This is a genomic window from Peterkaempfera griseoplana (genome assembly GCF_001418575.1).
Taxonomy (GTDB): Bacteria; Actinomycetota; Actinomycetes; order Streptomycetales; family Streptomycetaceae; genus Peterkaempfera; species Peterkaempfera griseoplana.
Genome location: NZ_LIQR01000078.1, coordinates 1 through 17,840, shown reverse-complemented (window position 1 = coordinate 17,840; position 17,840 = coordinate 1). Strand labels below are relative to the sequence as shown.

Here is a 17,840-nt window from a genome sequence, read left to right as displayed (position 1 = left end):
GTCTCAACCGTAGCACGCGCCGGGCCGGGAGCACGAATCGGTTTCCCGAACGGCCCGGGAAACGGGCGCGACACCGGAAAGCAGAAGGCCCGGCGCTGATGCACCGGGCCTTCCGACGGAGTAGCGGGGACAGGATTTGAACCTGCGACCTCTGGGTTATGAGCCCAGCGAGCTACCGAGCTGCTCCACCCCGCGTCGTTGTGTCTCAACCGTAGCACGCGCCGGGCCGGGAGCACGAATCGGTTTCCCGAACGGCCCGGGAAACGGGCGCGACACCGGAAAGCAGAAGGCCCGGCGCTGATGCACCGGGCCTTCCGACGGAGTAGCGGGGACAGGATTTGAACCTGCGACCTCTGGGTTATGAGCCCAGCGAGCTACCGAGCTGCTCCACCCCGCGTCGTTGTGCCTCTACCGTAGCACGCGCCGGGCGGGGGGCGTCCCGAGGACGCCCCCCGCCCCGCCGTCACGGTGTGCCGCTGGGCGTGGGCGACGGGCTGCCGGAGGGCGTCGCCGAGGGCGAGCCGGAGGGCGCGGTGCCCGGGGTCTGGGCCTTCACAGCCGCGGCCAGGGCGTCCTGCAGCGCCTTCTGCTGCTTGCCGTACTCGGCCCAGTCACCGGCCTTCAGCGCGGCCTGACCTGCCTCGAAGGCCTTCTGGGCATCCTGCAGCGCCTTCTGCACATCCGGGCTCGCGGGAGCCGGAGCGGTGCCACCGCCGCCCTGCGCCGGGGTGGGGGTGGGTGTCGGCTGGGCCGGCCCCGCGGTCACGTCCAGCACCTGCTTCAGGGCCTGGGACAAGGTGGTGGTGTAGGCGATGTTGTCGCTGCCGCCATAGACCGCGAGCACCTTGCGCAGCCGTGGATAGTTCACCCCCGCGCCCCGGACGTATACGGGCTCCACATAGAGCAGCCCGTTTCCGACCGGCAGCGTCAGCAGGTTGCCGTATTCCAGCGTGGAATCCCCGCGCTTCAACAGGTTGATGTCGGTGGCGATACCGGGGAACGAGTTGAACTTCGCCTGCACCTGCTTGGGCCCGGGAATCGTGCCCCCGCCGCTCTTCTCCGGCATCGTGAGAATGCGCATCTTGCCGTAGTCCGGACCGGGATTGGCGTTGACCGCCATGAAGGCGGCGAGGTTGTCCCGGCGGTTGGGCACAAAACTGGTGGTGAGCGAGAAGGCCGAACTCTCCCCCGGCATCCGGACCGTCAGATAGTACGGCGGCTGGTCCGCGCCGGAGCTGCTGGTCGGGTCGGTGGGGACCTTCCACACGTCACTGGAGGCGTAGAAGGCGGCCGGGTCGGTGACGTGGTACCGGGTCAGCAGGTCGCGCTGCACCTTGAAGAGGTCCTGCGGGTAGCGCAGGTGCTGCATCAGACCGGGGTCGATCGCCGACGTCGGCTTCACGGTGCCGGGGAAGGCCTTCATCCAGGTCTTGAGCACCGGGTCCTTGGCGTCCCACTGGTAGAGGGTGACCTCGCCGGTGAAGGCGTCCACGGTCGCCTTCACCGAGTTGCGGATGTAGTTGACCTGGTTCGCCTGGGTGAGCACCTCCCGGTTGCCGCCGGTCAGCGAGTCGGCGGTGACGTCGCCCAGCGTGGTGCGGGAGGAGTAGGGGTAGCCGTTGCTGGTGGTGTAGCCGTCCACCACCCAGAGCACCTTGCCGCCGACCACCACCGGGTAGGGGTCCCCGTCGATGGAGAGCCACGGCGCGACCGCCTCGACCCGCTCCTTGGGCGTGCGGTCGTACATGATCTTCGCCCCGGGGGTGATCGCCCCGGAGTAGAGCAGCTGCGGCTCCGAGAACTTCACCGCGTACGCGGCCCGGGTGAGCGGGCTGTCCAGCGACACCCCGCCGCTGCCGTCGTAGGTGGTGGTGACCTCCTTGCGGTGGTCGCTGTCGTAGTAGTCCAGCTCCTTGTTGGCGCCGCCGACGATGGAGTAGGTGGTGGTCTGCTCCCCGAAGTAGACCTGCCAGCGGTCGGCCGAGGGGAAGTCACCCTTGGGCGGCAGACCGGAGAGGGTGAAGTCCGGGTCGCCGTCCTGGGTGACGGTGTCGCCCTTGGCCGCCGCCACGGCATAGCCGTGGGTGTACTTGAAGTGGTCGTTCACCCAGTTGCGGGTCGGCACACCGGAGAGGTTGAGTTCCCGCACGCCCACCACGGTGTCCTGGACGTTGTCCCCCGACCCGTAGCGGTCGATGTCCAGCGGCGCCGCGAAGGAGTAGTAGCCGCGCTGCTGCTCCAGCTGGGTGAAGGTGGGCGAGACGATGTTGGGGTCCAGCACCCGGATGTTGTCCAGCGTGCCCGTGTCCTTGGCCAGCGCGTCCTTGTCCGGGGTGGCGGCGGCCGGGTACTGCTCGACCGTGGAGCCGTCGATGCCGTACGCGGCCCGGGTGGCGTCGATGTTCTTCTTGATGTACGGCGCCTCCTTCTTGGCCTCGTTCGGCTTCACCTGGAACTGCTGGACGATCGCGGGGTAGAGCCCGCCGATCAGCAGCGCCGACAGCACCAGCAGTCCGAAGCCGATCAGCGGCAGCGACCAGGTGCGGCGCAGCGGGGTGATGAAGAAGAGCACCGCGCAGATGACGGCGACGAAGAAGAGGATGCTCTTGGCCGGCAGATAGGCGTTGGCGTCCACATAGCGCAGGCCCGCCCAGGCGCCGCTGCCCCGGATCGAGCCGGACTTCAGCGCCAGCCCGTAGCGGTCCAGCCAGTAGGCCACCGCCTTGAACGCCACGAACACCCCCAGCAGCACGGCCAGGTGGCCCTGCGCCGCGGTGGAGACCCGGCGTCCGGGGCCCTGCAGCCGCAGGCCCCCGTACAGGTAGTGCACCAGCGCGGCCGCCAGCAGCGAGACCACCGCGGCGCTGAAGCCGAAGTTCAGCAGGAAGCGGTACCAGGGGAGGTCGAAGGTGTAGAAGGAGATGTCCTTGTGGAACTGGGGATCCGTGGTGCCGAACGGGGTGGCGTTGACCCACAGCAGCCACGTCCGCCACTGACCGGTCGCGGAGCCACCGGCGATCAGCCCGACGATCAGGGAGATCCCCAGCAGCAGCCACCGGCGGTACGGGGCGACCCCCAGCCGGTAGCGGTCCAGGCTCTGCTGCTCCACGGACATGGCGCTCAGCGGCGGCCGCAGCCGGTGGGCCAGCCAGATGTTGAACCCCACGGCCAGCGCCATCAGCAGGCCGAAGACCGCGAAGAGCCCGGTCTTGGTCCACAGCCGGGTGGTGAAGACCGACGTGTAGCGCACCGAGCGGTACCACAGCCAGTCGGTCCAGAAGCCGGCGAAGACGACGAAGAGCACCGCGAGCACCGCGAGCACGGCCGCCGTCAGCAGCAGGGCGCGGGAGCGCCGAGAGGACGCGCCGACTCTGAACCGGGGTCCGGAGGGGCTTGGCCCTCCGCGGTCCGGCATCTGGAATACCAAGGTGCACACCTCTGTCGTCTCTGTCGGCCAGCGGCTCGGTCGGTCAGCGTCAGATAGGCAACTTACCCGGCGGTTACACGAGTTCCCGAGGGGGCGGACAGCATTGGGGCGGGCGCTCCCCGGCGTGTGAGGATAGGGCCATGTCCGAGCACCCCGACACTTCCGAGGCCGCCCTCCCCCCGGCCGCCACCCCGCTGACCCGCGCCGTGCTGGAGATCGACGGCTATGCGGCCACCATGGGCTGGGACCTGCCCGCCCGGCTGTTCGCCCTGGTGGACACCGGCCGACTGCTCGCCACCGAGCCCGCCCTGGCCGAGCAGCTGGGGCTGGAGGAGGGCCAGGCCGACGGGCTGACGCCGGTGGAGCAGGACGAGCTGCCGGAGGGCATGGCGCTGGACGAGTTCCTGGGCACCATCGCCTGGCCGGACGTGGTCTCCGGCTGCGCCCTGGTGGTGGAGCGGCTGATGCTGCCGCCGGGGGCCGAGGCGAAGCTGCCCGAGGGTGCCGACGAGCGGCAGCTGGCGGCCTGGGCCGCCGATCACCCGGAGCGCCAGGAGGTGCGGATCACCGCCGCGGTACTGCGTGACGGCACCCGGGAGACCGCGCTGCGGCTGCGGGCCAAGGACTCCGAGCGCGAGGTGCTGACCGGCGCCGAGCTGGTGCCGGGGCTCTCCGAGGCCCTGCTGGCGACCTTCGCCTGAGCCCACGCCGCGCCGCCGTACGCGGCGGGCACCGCCGGAGGCCGCGGCCGCCGGCGGTGCGGCTCCGCGCTCCCGGCCGGAACCGGACCGGGCCCCGGCTGCGGGGCCCGTCCGGGGGTACGACGACGTCTCGCCCGGGGCCTGACGGAAGAGGGCGCCTGACGGGAGCCCGGCGCCTAACGGGAGCAGGACGGCAGGGCGCCGGTGTGGCCGCTGCGGATCTGGTCCAGGGCCTTGAGCGCGTCGTCGAGCGTCCCCACCCTGACCAGGGTGAGTCCGCCGGGGGTGTTCCTGGCCGCCTCGGCGCAGTTGTCCGCGGGGGTGAGGAAGTACTGCGCCCCGGCGTCACGGGCGGCGATGGTCTTCATGGAGATACCGCCGATCGGCCCGACCTGGCCGCTGTCGGTGATGGTGCCCGTGCCCGCGATGAACCTGCCGCCCGTGATGTCGGTGGGCTTGAGCTTGTCGATGATGCCCAGCGAGAACATCAGCCCGGCGCTGGGGCCGCCGACGTCCTGCAGGCCGATGTCGATGGAGAACGGGAAGCTGTGGCTGGTGCCGGGCTGGATGCCCACCATGGCCCGGTCCCCGTCGGGCGCCTTCACGGTGGTGACGGTGACGTCCTTGGTCGCGCCGCCCTTGCCCGCGCTGCCCGACTGCCCGGCCGGCAGCACGGTGAAGACGGTCCGCTCGCCCGGCTTGTGCTTGGTGACCAGCTTGGCGACCTGCTCCGGCGCGGTGACCGCCGTACCGTCGACCGCCTTGATCACATCGCCGGCGTGCAGCCGCCCCTGGGAGGGGGAGCCCGCCACCACCGACTCCACGATCACATCGGTGCCGACCTTGTAGCCGAGCTCGTGCAGCGCCGCCGCCTTGGCGCTGTCCTGCGAGGAGGCGAACTCCTCGGCGTTCTGCTGCTCGGCCTCCTGCTCGGTCTGGTTGTCCGGGTAGAGGTTGGCGTGCGGCACCACCGCGACGTCACCGCGCAGCCAGCCGATCACCGCCGAGACCAGGCTCGGCTGGTAGTCGGCGCTGGTCACCTGGACGGTGGTCATGTTCAGATGCCCGCTCGTGGGATACGTCCTGCGGCCGGAGATGCTGATCACAGGCTTGCCGTTCTGCTGCCCCAGGGTGTTGTAGGTGGGGCCCGGGCTCATCTCGGAGTACGGCACCTTCATGATCGGCAGGACGGAGACGCACAGCATCGCTATCAGCAGCAGAGTGGCGGCGAGCATCGTCGCCGAGCGGCGTGGCATGCCACGACAGTACGGGACAGGCGCCGACCTGCGCGTCCCGCCCCCGGGGGACGGGCGCTCAGGACCGCTCGGCGGGGGCCGCACCGACGGTGCTGCGCTCCAGGGCGGCGCGGAACCGCTCGTAGTCGGCCAGGGTCGCGCCGTCACCCGCGGCCTTGGGGGGCCGTGCGGCCCAGGCGGCCCAGACGGCGGCGGCGAGAACCGCGATGACCGGAATGACCAACCAGGCGAGCGCGCCCATACCCGTACTCCCAGCTCATGGTGTCTATGAGCAGATTATCCACCGTTCGGGTGGGCGCGGTGCGCGCCCCTCCCACTGTGTTCGCCCGGATGGGTGACGGCCCCCGGGCGGGGCCGGAACGGAGCGGTCAGCAGGCGCCGACCCACTCCTCCTCGCCGTCCTCGAACACCTGGTGCTTCCAGATCGGCACCTCGTGCTTGAGGTCGTCGATCAGCCGGCGGCAGGCCGCGAAGGCCTCGGCACGATGGGGGCAGGAGACCGCGACGATCACCGCGGCATCGGTGACCGCCAGCTCACCGACCCGGTGCACGGCCGCCAGGGCTCTGACCGGATAGTCGGCCGCCACCTTCTCCGCAACCCGGCGCAGCTCGCGCTCGGCGGTGGGGTGGGCGCTGTAGGTCAGCGAGGTGACCGACCGGCCGCCGTCGTGGTCGCGGACGGTCCCCACGAAGACGGCGGTGCCGCCCGCCGAGGTGTCGCCCACCGCCGCGTACACCTCGTCGAGGGAGAGCGGGGTGTCGCGCAGAGCGAGCAGGCGTACGGTGTCGGGGGTCTCCGGCATGGACACCACCATACGGCCTCCCGCTGACACCGCCCGGCAAGATCACCGGGGCTGCGTCAGCCGCGTCGCCGTCTGCGGGCCCGCCGGACCAGTGCGGCCGTGCCCACCAGGGCCACCGTGGCGCCCGCGGCGCCCAGCGTGGTCGCGGCGTCCTTGCCGCCCAGGCGACGGCCGGCCACCGCGTGGTTGCCCGCCACCTGGGAGAGCAGCTCGGCCAGCACGTCCTCGTTGGTCCATGCCGGACGCCAGCCCGCCTCGTGCAGCCGGCTCCCCGAGACCACCCAGGGATACATGGTGTACGCCAGGTCGCCGGCCGGCGCGGGGGTGAGGCCCAGCCGGTGCAGCCGGGCGGCGGTGCCCAGCGCCAGCGAGGCGGGCAGCTCCATCCGGCGGATGCCGGAGAGCTGCTCCACCTCCTCCTGCTCCAGCCAGCCGTCGCAGCCCACCGTGACCTCGCCCTCGACCTTGCCGAGCACGGCGTACTCCAGCGCGGAGGCCAGATCGTCGACATGGCAGAACTGCCAGCACGGCCGCGACCCCGAGACCACCAGCAGCCGGGGCGCCTCGAAGTGCCGGGTGAGCACGGTGTCGACCCCGGGACCGACCACCACGGCGGGGCGCAGCACGGTGACGCTCATGCCCGGGTGGACCCGCGGCGCGCGGCGGCCCAGACGTTCGATCTCCAGCAGGTCACCGACCAGGGACGCCTCCTCGGTGGCCCGCAGCTCCGCGTCCTCGGCCAGCGGGACCTCGTTGTCCGGCAGCGCCCCGTAGACCATGGCGGAGGTGCAGAGCACCACCCGGTGCACCCCGGCCGCCGCGGCCGCGGTCAGCACCGTCTGGGTGCCGCGGACGTTGTAGGCGCTGCGGACCTTGGGGTCTGACTCCATGCCGAGGTCCAGCGCGAGGTGGACCACCACGTCCACGCCGCGCAGCCGCTCGGCGACGGCCGGGTCGCGGACGTCCAGCACCCGCCACTGGACCCCGGGCACGTCACCGCGGCGCTCGTCCACGGCCAGCACCCGGCGCACCCCCGGCGACTCCACCAGCCGGGCCGCCAGCATCCGGCCCAGCCCGGAGGCGGCGCCGGTGACCGCGACGACCAGCGGCCGGCCGTCGTACGGCACCGGGGCGGCGGCCGGCCGGGTCTCGCGGCCGGGCCCACCGGACGGGGCGGCCGAGCCCTCCCCGTCCCCGGTCAGCCCAGAGCGAACGTCCGAAGGCGGGGAACTCACCGGCCATCCTCCACGGTTAGTTTTGTTGCGTACGTACGTGTGTCACGTACCGACCATCCTGCCCGAGGCGAGGGCAAGGCGGTGCACCCGGCACGGGCGGGCCGCCCAGAGGCTGTCCGCACCGCGGCCGGAGCCGCCCGACCTCGGACGGGCCAGACGCCCGCCACAGCACCCCGTGACGGCCGATGAGATCGAGGAACCAGTGAGCGACATCCCCTTCGGATTCGGTGTCCCCTCCGAGGAGCCCGAGGACGGAAAGCCCGGCAAGGGCGGCGAGGGGTCCGGCTCCGGTCAGGGCTCCGGCGGCGGGAAGGGCGGCGGCTCCGGACAGGAATCCGGCGGTACCCCACAGCACCCCTTCGGCTTCGGCGGCAATCCGCTCGGCGGACTGTTCGGCGCGGGCGGCGCACCCGGTGCGGGCTCCGGCGACAACCCGTTCGCGGCGATGATGGGCGGCGCCTTCAACCCGGCGGACCTCGGGGCCGCCTTCCAGCAGCTCGGCCAGATGCTGTCCTTCGAGGGCGGCCCCGTCAACTGGGACCTGGCCAAGGACATCGCCCGGCAGACCGTGGTCGCCGGGGACGCCGAGGGCGGCGGCAAGGACCGCTCGGTCAGCGACGGCGAGCGGTCCGCCGTGTCCGAGGCGGTCCGGCTGGCCGACCTGTGGCTGGACTCGGTGACCGACTTCCCCTCCGGCGCGGGCAGCGCCGTGGCCTGGAGCCGCGCGGAGTGGATCGAGGCCACCATCCCGGTCTGGAAGGACCTGGTCGACCCGGTCGCCGAGCAGGTGGCGGCCGCCATGGGCGGTGTGGTGCCCGAGGAGATGCAGGCCATGGCCGGGCCGCTGCTGGGCGTGATGCGCTCCATGGGCGGCGCCATGTTCGGCACCCAGATCGGTCAGGCGCTGGGCGCGCTGGCAGGCGAGGTGGTGGGGTCGGCCGACGTCGGCCTGCCGCTGGGCCCGTCCGGGCGCGCCGCGCTGCTGCCGCAGAACATCGAGAAGCTGGGCGAGGGACTCAACGTCCCGGCCGACGAGGTCCGCCTCTACCTCGCCCTGCGTGAGGCCGCCCACCAGCGGCTCTTCGCCCATGTGCCGTGGCTGCGGCAGCACCTGTTCGGCGCGGTGGAGGCCTACGCGCGCGGGATCAAGGTGGACACCGCCCGGCTGGAGGACATGGTCGGCCAGCTGGACCCGGGCAACCCGGAGGCGCTGCAGGAGGCCCTCCAGGGCGGCGTCTTCCAGCCCGAGGACACCCCCGCCCAGAAGGCCGCGCTGGCCCGGCTGGAGACCGCACTCGCCCTGGTCGAGGGCTGGGTGGACGCGGTGGTGCACGCCGCCGCCGCCCCGCATCTGCCGCACTCCGCGGCGCTCCGCGAGACGCTGCGGCGCCGCAGGGCGTCCGGCGGTCCCGCCGAACAGACCTTCGCCACCCTGGTCGGTCTGGAGCTGCGGCCCCGGCGGCTGAGGGACGCCTCCCGGCTGTGGGCGTCGCTCGCCGACGCCCGGGGCCTGGAGGGCCGCGACGCACTGTGGGGCCACCCCGACATGCTGCCCACCGCGGACGACCTCGACGACCCGGACGGCTTCGTCCACCGCGAGGAGCTGGATCTCAGCGGATTCGACTTCTCCGACCTGGACCGCCCCGCCGGCTCCCCGCAGGACGGCCCGCAGGACGGTGGCTCCGGCGGCGAGCAGGACGGTCCGCGAAAGCTCGGGCAGGACGAGGGCGAGGACGGCAAGGGCGAGGACGGCAAGGGCGGGGCCACCGCATGACGCTGCACGACGACGCCGTGCGGGTACTGAAGGAGTGGACCGCGCCGCAGGCGCAGGACATCGCCCAGGAGCAGCTGCGGCTGGACTACCTGGACCACCTGCTCGCCCACCCGGACGGCCTGTGGCGGTCGTGCCTGCCCGCCCACATCACCGCCAGCGCGGTGGTGGTGGACCCCGCCCACGGCCGGGTTCTGCTCACCCTGCATCCCAAGGTGGGCCGGTGGCTGCAGATGGGCGGCCACTGCGAGCCCGGGGACGCCCTGCTGGGTGCCGCCGCGCTGCGGGAGGCCACCGAGGAGTCCGGGATCACGGGGCTGCGGCTGCTGGAGTCCGGCGGACGGCCGTGGCCCGCGCGGCTGGACCGGCACCGGGTGCGCTGCACCGGCCGCGACCGTCCGGAGAACGTCCATCTGGACGTCCAGTACGTGGCCGTGGCGCCGCCCGGTGCGGAGGCGACCATCAGCGAGGAGTCGCTGGACCTGCGCTGGTTCTCCTATGACGCGCTGCCCGAGCTGGCCGACCGCTCGGTGCGCAGCCTGGTCGCCCGGGCCCGGGAACTCGTCGGCTGAGCGCGGTCGGCGGTCGCGGCCGCCCGGGAGGCCTCCTCCGGCCGGTGCCCGGGCGGCCCGCCTGTCCCCGCAGGGGATGTGCGGGGGATGCACTGCGGGGGCTGCGGCTCGCCGGGGCGGACGACGGCCGGCTGTCCGAAGCCGGCGCCTGCCGGCTCGCAGCCTCCGGGTGACGGTGCCGGCTGCGGCGCCCCGGTCGGGCGCGGCTGCACAGCCGTCAGGTCTGATGCCCTGCGGGTGAGGCGGTGGACGGCTCTCCTGCAGGTGAGGCGCTGGACGGCGGAGCCGTCAGTGGCAGTCCCCGTACCGGGGCTCACCGCTCTGCCCGTCCGCTGAGGACCCCTCGTACGCCCGGTCCGCCGCCGGATCGTCCCCGCCCGTCCGTGCCTCCGGCAGGTGCGGCAGCCGGGAGGCCGCCACCACCCCCTCCAGATAGCCCCGGGCCCGCTCGGTGCGGGGGTAGCCATCCAGCAGCGCCCAGAAGCGGGGCCCGTGGTCGGGCGCCAGGAGATGGGCCAGCTCGTGCAGCAGCACATAGTCGACGACGTACTCGGGCATGCCCTGCAGCCGGTGCGAGAGCCGGATGGAGCGCTCGGCGGGGGTGCACGACCCCCAGCGGGTGTTCTGGTTGGTGACCCAGCGGACGCGGTCCGGCACCGCCCGGCCGCCGAGGTACCGGTCGGAGAGCTCCCGGGCACGGGCGGCCAGGGCGTCGTCACCGAGGGCGCGCCTGCTCTCCTGGGCGGCAAGCTTGTCCAGCATCAGCGCCACCCAGCGCTTCTCCTCCGCGGCGGACATCCGCGCCGGGATCAGCACGACGGTGCGGTCGCCCTCGCGGTAGGCGGAGACGGTACGCCGGCGGCGGGCACTGCGGCGTACCTCGACATCGGAGGTCTGCGCCGCGGACCCGTGCCCGGGAGTCCCCGGGGCACGCCGACGCGGCGCCGATGGATGGGAGTCCGGTTCGGCTGCCACGGCGACGACGTTACCTGGTGGCGGTGACAGAAGTCCCCCGTCCTGGCCGGATTCCGCTGCCGCCGAAGGTCGTGCCCGAGGGGGCAAACCATGATGTTCAGGAACGATCACGGCAATCCTCCAGGCCCGTTCGATCCGATCCCTGCAGGAGAGCGCCAGGGTTGTCCACAGGCCGCAAGAAGATGATCAGACGATCACGGCCGGCTGTGGATACCGGACTTTCCGCGGCGCCCGACCCGTCGGCATGCTCTTTCTCACACCGCGAAAGGAGGCCCGGGATGCTCCGTCCCATGCTCAAGCCCGCTCTGCCCCGCACCTGGCGGGAGCGCGAGGTACTGCAGTTCGGCGCCGTCGCCGAGCGCGCCGTGGTGCTGGACGGCGTGGCACCGGCGATGAGCGCCTTCCTCGACCTGGTGGACGGCAGCAGGGAGACCGAGGAGCTGGTCGCGGAGGGCGAGCGGCTGGGCGTGGGAGCCGATCCCACCCGGCAGTTGCTCCGCTCGCTGGCCGAGGCGGGACTGCTGGACGACGCGGGGGCACAGCAGACCTTGGAACGACTGCCCGCTGCGGAGCGCGGGCGGCTGTCCCCGGATCTTGCATCGCTCTCCCTGGTCCATCCCGAGCCCGGTGCGGCGCCCGCCCTGCTGGAGGCCCGTGCCCGGGCCTCGGTGCAGGTGCGGGGCGCGGGGCGGGTCGGCGCATCGGTGGCGGCACTGCTCGCGGCCGCCGGGGTGGGTTCGGTCGAGGTGGTCGACCGGGGGCGGGTCACCGCCGGTGACTGCTCACCGGCAGGTGTTCCTGCGCGGGATGTCGGGCGGCTGCGGACCTCCGCCGCGCGGGAGGCGGTGCAGCGCGCCTCGGGGGAGGGCGGCGGCGGTGCACCGGCCGGAGCCCCCGGCCCGGGCCGGCCTCATCTGGTGGTGCTGGCGCCGCGTGACGGCTCCGCCGGGCTGGCCGCCGATCCGGCGCAGGGGCAGCAGCTGATGCGGGCCGGGATCCCGCACCTCCACGCGGGAGTGGCCGAGCACCTGGGTGTGGTGGGACCGCTGGTGCTCCCCGGGGCCTCCGCATGCGGTGGCTGCGTAGCACTGCACCGCGGTGACCGCGACCCGGCCTGGGCCCGCCTGCTGGCCCAGCTCTGCACGGACGGGGCGGCTCGTGCCCGTACTCCCGCCTGTGACACCGCACTGGCCACGGCGGTGGCAGGCCTGGCCTCGCTGCATGTGCTGATGCTGCTGGACGGCGTACGGCCGCCGAGTGTGGACGGCCTGTTGGAGGTGTCCGCGGCGGACGGCATGGCAAGACGTCTGCGGATGAAGCTCCACCCCGACTGCGGGTGCGGCTGGTACGGAGACGAGGGGGCGGCCGGCGGACCGCCTGCGCAGAACCGGTGGAGCGGGCCCGCTCCACGGGCGGGGTCGAGCGGAAGTGGTGAGACCGGCAGGCACAATGGCGGGGGGAACCGCCTCCCCGCGACCACGCGGGGGTCCGGCGGCCGGGCACCAGGGAGGCCAGTGTGAGCGATCTTCCACGCAAGGCTGTGACGCGTACGGCGAAGCTCGCGGCCCTGCCTCTGGGGATAGCGGGCCGCGCCACCCTGGGGCTGGGGAAGCGCATCGGCGGCAGGCCCGCCGATGTGGTCGCCGCGGAGATGCAGCAGCGCACCGCCGATCAGCTCTTCAAGGTGCTGGGGGAGCTCAAAGGCGGGGCCATGAAGTTCGGGCAGGTGCTGTCCGTCTTCGAGGCGGCGCTTCCCGAAGAAGTGGCCGGCCCCTACCGGGCGGCCTTGACCAAGCTTCAGGACGCGGCGCCGCCGATGCCCGCGGCCACCGTGCACTCGGTGCTCGCGGAGCGCCTGGGGGAGGCCTGGCGCGATGACTTCCTGGAGTTCGAGGACCGGCCCGCAGCGGCCGCCTCGATCGGGCAGGTCCACCGGGGAGTGTGGAAGGACGGCCGCGCGGTCGCGGTGAAGGTGCAGTATCCGGGGGCAGGTGAGGCGCTGCTCTCCGATCTCAACCAGCTCGCCCGGGTGGCCAGGCTGATCGGCCCACTGATCCCCGGGCTGGACATCAAGCCCCTGATCACCGAACTGCGCGAGCGGGTCTCGGAGGAACTGGACTACGGCCTGGAGGCCAAGGCCCAGCAGATCCACGCCGACGAGTTCCTGGACGACCCCGACATCCGGGTACCGGCCGTGGTGGCCCAGGCCGACCAGGTGCTGGTCACCGAGTGGCTGGGCGGCGTACCGCTGGCCGAAATCATCGCCAGGGGCAGCCAGGAGGAGCGGGACAGGGCCGGCCAGCTGCTGGTGCGGTTCCTCTTCGCCGGACCGGCCCGTACCGGACTGCTGCACGCCGACCCGCACCCGGGGAACTTCCGGCTGATCGAGGACCACCGCCGCCCCGGCGAGTGGCAACTCGGCGTCATGGACTTCGGCACGGTGGACCGCCTGCCCGAGGGTCTTCCCCTGCCGGTGGGAACCGCCCTGCGGATGGCCTTGACCGGGGACGCCGGAGCGGTGCTGGAGATGCTGCGCAGTGAGGGCTTCGTCAAGCCCACCATCGAGCTGGACCCGGACGCGGTGCTGGACTACCTGCGGCCGATGATCGAGCCTGCGGCCAAGGACCGCTTCACCTTCACCCGGGCCTGGATGCGCACCCAGGCCGCGCGGATCGCCGACCCGCGCTCCCCCGCCCACAACCTGGGCAAGCAGCTCAACCTTCCCCCGTCGTACCTGCTGATCCACCGGGTGACCCTCTCCACCATCGGGGTGCTCTGCCAGCTGAACGCGGAGGCGCCGTTCCGGGAGGAGATGCTGGAGTGGCTGCCCGGGTTCGCGGAGGACGAAGGGCTGGGCTGACCCCGGCGTGGACAGCAGACGGCCCGTCAGGCCGCTGGGGTGCCTGACGGGCCGTTCATGAAAGGAGCGTGTACTCGCCCGTACCGCGCGTTACTGCATCAGCGCGACGGCGAGGGCACGGCGAGCACGCAGCGAGGCACGCTCGGCACGCCGCCGCAGCCGCTGGGCGGCGACGACCCGCCGGGCGAGGCGTTCGTGCTCGGCCTCCTGGTGCAGATGTTGCATATGGGCACGGGCCATGGCTTCGTGCATGAGATGCATGTCTCGGGTCCTGTTCTGGAGAGTCAGTTCGGAGGTCTGCTCGGGGCGGACGGCGGGATCGGCGATCGCGGTCATGGTGGGGTCCTGCTCGTGGTGCGCGGTGTCATGGAGGCGGGAGTCGGCCTTGGCGGCGGCGACGCGGACGGAGATCCGCAGCTCGTCGTCGGGGCGGACGGCGGTGGCGGTCACGCGGCGACCTCGGTCTTGCGCGGGCGGCCACGCGGCCGCTTGCGGGCGACGACGACACCCTGGACGAAGAGCTCCCCGCCCCAGACGCCCCAGGGCTCCCGGCGCTCAAGCGCGCCCTGGAGGCAGGCCGCCTTCACCGGGCAGGTGGCACAGAGGGTCTTGGCGTACTCCACGTCCGCCGGGGTCTCGGCGAAGAAGACCTCGGGGTCGTAGGCACGGCACGGGATGGTCGCGCCAAGGCTCTCGGCCTCGTCCAGCGCGGTGATCTGCATCAGGGATACCTCCGGGGGGCCGGCCTTGTCGGCCGGGGTGATCGGCTCTGTCATCGGTACGGACGGGGGGTGCGGTGTGGTGGCCGTGGACACTTCTGCGTCTTCCTCGTCTTCGGTTTCGTGCCGGCCTTGTGGGCCGGTGGGGCGGTGGTACCGGACAAACAGAAGGGCCGCGGATCCCGGTGACGGGTTCCGCGGCCCTGGAGGCGCCGACCTGATGCTCGATCAGGTTCGTTCTCTCCAGGGTTCGAGCCCGCGGAAGGCCCGCATCGAACTGGCGGCATCGCCCGCAAAATCGGTCGCTGCCTGGTGAATCTGCTGGTCCTGCTGGTTGCCGGCACCGATGGCGTGGGCATAGCCGTACGTAGCTGCTGCTGCCTTCGGTGCCTGGGTCGGTCGCTCGCTGCGCTCCACCACGACGGGGGTCCAGCCAAGGGACAGACCGGTAGTGCCACCCAGAACGACGCCGCCACGCAGACGCGCGGCAACGGCGGAGACGCCCATGGCGACGGCAACGGTCTCGTCCGTCAGTTTGATCGTCGTGATCATCTTTGTGGTCTCCACGTCCCCGCCTCCTCTCGGCGTCTCGCGGGCCCCGGTCCCCCGGGCCCCGACTGGTTGGCATGTCGGATGGTGCTGTGGTGCAAGGTCATGCGGCTGCGACGGATGGGAATCCGTGCGGCCCGCGGCCTCGTCCCCTTGGCCGCTTCGGCAGGCTATTGCGCTCAGGTCGAAGCGCGCAAACTATTTTTCGGGCGAGTTCTCCGGCTCTTCGCCGTCGTCGCCGAGCGTGCCCTCCCCGGGCGGCTCCGCAGCACCGTCGACCGGTTGCTCCCCCGCGCACAACGACAGCACGTCGGCGCCGTACTTGTCCAGCTTGGCGGGCCCCACACCGGCGATCCCGGCCAGATCCCGCTCGCTGCCGGGCGGGTCCTCGGCGATGGCCATCAGGGTGGCGTCGGTGAAGACCACATAGGCCGGCACCCCATGGGTGCGCGCCGTCTCACCACGCCATGCCCGCAGCCGCTCGAAGAGCGCCTCGTCCATCGAGGAGGGGCAGCCCTCGCAGCGGCGCAGCTTGCGCTCCACCGCCTCACTCAGCACCCTGCCGCAGACCCGGCACTTCACCGGGCCTCTGTTGCGGCGCCCGGACTTCTCGACGCCGCCCTCCGCGCCGGCGCGGCCGCCCGCTCGCACGCCCCTCGCTGCGGAACCGGGGCGCAGTCCGTCCAGGAAGCGGGTGGGAGTGCGCCCGGCCCGGCCGCCGGGCGAGCGGGCCAGTGCCCAGGAGAGCGAGAGATGCTCACGGGCCCGGGTCACCCCCACATAGAGCAGCCGGCGCTCCTCCTCGACCTGCTCGTCGGTCTTGGCGTAGGTGATGGGCATCATGCCCTCGGTGAGGCCGACCAGAAAGACGGCGTCCCACTCCAGACCCTTGGCGGCGTGCAGCGAGGCGAGGGTGACACCCTCCACCGCCGGCGCATGCTGGGCGTTGGCCCGTGCGTCCAGCTCGGCGACATAGGCGGCCAGGTCGGCGGGACGGCCGGCGGCACGCTGCTGTGCCTCGAACTCCTCGGCCAGCCGCACCAGCGCGGCCAGCGACTCCCAGCGCTCCCGCACCGCCCCCGACCCGGCGGGTGGCTCCGCGCTGAACCCCCGGCTGGCCAGCACCGCACGCACATGGGCGGCCAGCTCCGGCCCGTCCACCGCGAGCGTGTCCGCACCGCCCGCCCGGGCGGCGCCGCGCAGCAGCGTGCCCGCCTCCCGGATCTCGGGCCGCTCGAAGAAGCGCTCGGCCCCCTTGAGCTGGTAGGGCAGACCCAGATCGGCCAGCGCCTGCTCATAGACCTCGGACTGGCCGTTGGTCCGGAAGAGCACCGCGATCTCGCTGGCGCGCACCCCGCGGGCCATCAGCTCCCGGATCCGCTGGGCGGTGCCCTCGGCCTCGGCGGGCTCGTCGGGGTACTCCGTGTACACGGGCTCCGGCCCCGCCTCGCGCTGGGAGATCAGCTCCAGCCTGTGCTGAGCGGCCTCACCGCGCGCCTGGGCGAGCAGGCCGTTGGCGAGATGGACCACCTGCGGGGTGGAGCGGTAGTCGCGGACGAGCTTGACCACGGTGGCGTCCGGGTGCCTGCTGCGGAAGCCCAGCAGGTAGTCAGGGGTGGCACCGGTGAAGGAGTAGATGGTCTGGCTGGCGTCGCCCACCACGCAGAGGCTGGCGCCGGGCCCGGCCCACTGGTCCAGCAGCCGCTGCTGCAGCGGTGAGACGTCCTGGTACTCGTCGACCGTGAAGTGCTGGTACTGGGCACGGACCTGCTCGGCGATCTCGGGGCGGTCCTCCAGGATGGCGGCGGTGAGCAGCAGCACGTCCTCGAAGTCGATGACCCCCCGGTCCCGCTTGAGCTGCTCGTAGATCCCGTACACCCGGGAGATCTCGGCGGCGTCGCGGGGGGCCTCGCGGCCCGCCTTGGCGACCGCGGCCGGATAGTCCTCAGGGACGATCTGGGTGACCTTGGACCACTCGATCTCACCGGTGAGGTCCCGCAGCTCGGTGCGCTGCACGCGCATCCCGCAGCGCCCCGCGGCCTCGGCGACCAGCTGCACCTTGCGCTCCAGCAGCCGGGGCACCTCCCCGCCCACGGCACGCGGCCAGAAGTACTGAAGCTGGCGCAGCGCCGCGGAGTGGAAGGTCCGCGCCTGGACCCCCTCGGCGCCCAGCTGGCGCAGCCGGCCGCGCATCTCGCCCGCCGCGCGGGCGGTGAAGGTCACCGCGAGCACCTGCTGCGGACGGTAGACGCCACTGCGGACGCCGTAGGCGATCCGGTGGGTGATGGCCCGGGTCTTGCCCGTGCCGGCGCCGGCCAGGACGCAGACCGGCCCGTGCAGCGCCGTGGCGACCGCCCGCTGCTCGGGGTCGAGACCGGCGAGGACCGCGTCGGCGTCGCCCGGCCCTGCACCGGCGGGGCCGTACGAGTGGTGCGTGTCGTCCGGAACGGGGAGCTGTGCCTGCATGCCGACCATCCTCTCAAGCCCCGGGGACAGTCTGCTGCGGGTCGTCCACAGGCCCGGTGGGTTTGTACGACCGGGAGCTCCCGTGGAATGTTCCGCGCCCCGGGCGCGTTCCCCCACGAGCAGGCGCGCTGTGGGCGCGCCGTGCGCATGCCGAAGCCAAGCGAAGGAGCCCGCTGCGATGTCCGTCACCATGTACAGCACGACCTGGTGCGGTTACTGCCGCCGTCTCAAGGGGCAGCTGGACCGCGAGGGCATCGCCTACACCGAGGTCAACATCGAGCACGACCCGGCGTCGGCACAGTTCGTGGAGTCGGTCAACAACGGCAACCAGACCGTGCCGACCGTGCTCTTCGCCGACGGCAGCGCGCTCACCAACCCGTCGCTCGCGCAGGTGAAGGCCAAGCTGGGCGTCTGACCCCGACCCGCCGCACCCGGCAGCAGCACTCCGGCCGCCGGCCCCGACCGCCCTGTGCGGTCGCGGGCCGGCGGCCGTCCGCGTCCCCGCC

Annotated in this window: 16 protein-coding genes and 2 tRNA genes; 6 read left to right on the top strand and 12 right to left on the bottom strand. The window is 72.7% G+C overall.

What is annotated here, in order from left to right; translation table 11 throughout:
• Positions 1–121: 121 nt before the first annotated feature.
• The 3 genes from AOK09_RS06230 to AOK09_RS06220 form a co-directional block, all read right to left on the bottom strand.
• Positions 122–195: transfer RNA gene (locus tag AOK09_RS06230), tRNA-Met, on the bottom strand.
• A 128-nt stretch (positions 196–323) separates the two neighbouring features.
• A tRNA-Met gene (locus AOK09_RS06225) sits at positions 324–397 on the bottom strand.
• Positions 398–463: 66 nt separating this feature from the next.
• On the bottom strand, positions 464–3,415 hold the full coding sequence (locus tag AOK09_RS06220) for a UPF0182 family membrane protein (RefSeq protein WP_079062801.1): 2,952 nt from the start codon (positions 3,413–3,415) through the stop codon (positions 464–466).
• A gap of 152 nt (positions 3,416–3,567) precedes the next feature.
• Between AOK09_RS06220 and AOK09_RS06215 the strand changes: the two genes are divergently transcribed.
• Positions 3,568–4,128: a PPA1309 family protein gene (locus AOK09_RS06215; RefSeq protein ID WP_055586096.1), complete on the top strand. Its 561-nt coding sequence runs from the start codon at positions 3,568–3,570 to the stop codon at positions 4,126–4,128.
• Between the two features lie 176 nt (positions 4,129–4,304).
• On the opposite strand, the gene AOK09_RS06210 is transcribed toward AOK09_RS06215, so the two are convergent.
• From AOK09_RS06210 to AOK09_RS06195, 4 genes are all read right to left on the bottom strand, one after another.
• A complete protein-coding gene (locus AOK09_RS06210) occupies positions 4,305–5,384 on the bottom strand; it encodes a YlbL family protein (RefSeq protein WP_055586095.1) in 1,080 nt (359 codons plus the stop codon).
• A 58-nt stretch (positions 5,385–5,442) separates the two neighbouring features.
• Entirely contained in the window at positions 5,443–5,625 is a 183-nt protein-coding gene (locus AOK09_RS06205) for a hypothetical protein (RefSeq protein ID WP_055586094.1), read from the bottom strand.
• A 127-nt stretch (positions 5,626–5,752) separates the two neighbouring features.
• Positions 5,753–6,187 carry a molybdenum cofactor biosynthesis protein MoaE gene (locus AOK09_RS06200; RefSeq protein ID WP_055586100.1) on the bottom strand — a complete coding sequence of 145 codons (435 nt, stop codon included), beginning with the start codon at positions 6,185–6,187 and terminating at the stop codon, positions 5,753–5,755.
• 56 nt (positions 6,188–6,243) lie between these two features.
• The gene (locus AOK09_RS06195; RefSeq protein WP_055586099.1) at positions 6,244–7,314 is read right to left on the bottom strand and encodes an SDR family oxidoreductase; all 1,071 of its coding nucleotides are present in this window, start codon (positions 7,312–7,314) and stop codon (positions 6,244–6,246) included.
• Between the two features lie 310 nt (positions 7,315–7,624).
• Between AOK09_RS06195 and AOK09_RS06190 the strand changes: the two genes are divergently transcribed.
• Positions 7,625–9,196 carry a zinc-dependent metalloprotease gene (locus AOK09_RS06190; RefSeq protein ID WP_055586093.1) on the top strand — a complete coding sequence of 524 codons (1,572 nt, stop codon included), beginning with the start codon at positions 7,625–7,627 and terminating at the stop codon, positions 9,194–9,196.
• Entirely contained in the window at positions 9,193–9,765 is a 573-nt protein-coding gene (locus AOK09_RS06185; protein ID WP_055586092.1) for an NUDIX hydrolase, read from the top strand. Before AOK09_RS06190 ends, AOK09_RS06185 begins: the two co-directional genes overlap by 4 nt.
• A gap of 288 nt (positions 9,766–10,053) precedes the next feature.
• Here AOK09_RS06185 and AOK09_RS06180 read toward each other — a convergent pair whose 3' ends face one another.
• Positions 10,054–10,740 carry a M48 metallopeptidase family protein gene (locus AOK09_RS06180; RefSeq protein WP_079062799.1) on the bottom strand — a complete coding sequence of 229 codons (687 nt, stop codon included), beginning with the start codon at positions 10,738–10,740 and terminating at the stop codon, positions 10,054–10,056.
• Positions 10,741–11,018: 278 nt separating this feature from the next.
• Here AOK09_RS06180 and AOK09_RS06175 point away from each other — a divergent pair, with 278 nt between their 5' ends.
• Both AOK09_RS06175 and AOK09_RS06170 read left to right on the top strand, forming a co-directional pair.
• On the top strand, positions 11,019–12,260 hold the full coding sequence (locus AOK09_RS06175; RefSeq protein WP_063795853.1) for a ThiF family adenylyltransferase: 1,242 nt from the start codon (positions 11,019–11,021) through the stop codon (positions 12,258–12,260).
• Positions 12,257–13,600 (top strand): ABC1 kinase family protein, encoded by a 1,344-nt coding sequence (locus AOK09_RS06170; RefSeq protein WP_055586091.1) that lies wholly within the window; start codon positions 12,257–12,259, stop codon positions 13,598–13,600. Before AOK09_RS06175 ends, AOK09_RS06170 begins: the two co-directional genes overlap by 4 nt.
• 90 nt (positions 13,601–13,690) lie before the next feature.
• On the opposite strand, the gene AOK09_RS06165 is transcribed toward AOK09_RS06170, so the two are convergent.
• From AOK09_RS06165 to AOK09_RS06150, 4 genes are all read right to left on the bottom strand, one after another.
• Complete coding sequence (locus AOK09_RS06165) at positions 13,691–13,936, bottom strand: hypothetical protein (RefSeq protein ID WP_055586098.1); 246 nt, start codon at positions 13,934–13,936, stop codon at positions 13,691–13,693.
• 110 nt (positions 13,937–14,046) lie between these two features.
• Entirely contained in the window at positions 14,047–14,376 is a 330-nt protein-coding gene (locus AOK09_RS06160; RefSeq protein WP_055586097.1) for a WhiB family transcriptional regulator, read from the bottom strand.
• A gap of 171 nt (positions 14,377–14,547) precedes the next feature.
• Positions 14,548–14,886, bottom strand: coding sequence for a hypothetical protein (locus AOK09_RS06155; protein ID WP_055586090.1), 339 nt, complete (start codon positions 14,884–14,886; stop codon positions 14,548–14,550).
• A 180-nt stretch (positions 14,887–15,066) separates the two neighbouring features.
• Positions 15,067–17,334 (bottom strand): ATP-dependent DNA helicase UvrD2, encoded by a 2,268-nt coding sequence (locus AOK09_RS06150; RefSeq protein ID WP_055586089.1) that lies wholly within the window; start codon positions 17,332–17,334, stop codon positions 15,067–15,069.
• A gap of 178 nt (positions 17,335–17,512) precedes the next feature.
• On the opposite strand from AOK09_RS06150, the gene AOK09_RS06145 reads away from it, so the two are divergent.
• A complete protein-coding gene (locus AOK09_RS06145; RefSeq protein ID WP_055586088.1) occupies positions 17,513–17,749 on the top strand; it encodes a mycoredoxin in 237 nt (78 codons plus the stop codon).
• Positions 17,750–17,840 lie beyond the last annotated feature (91 nt).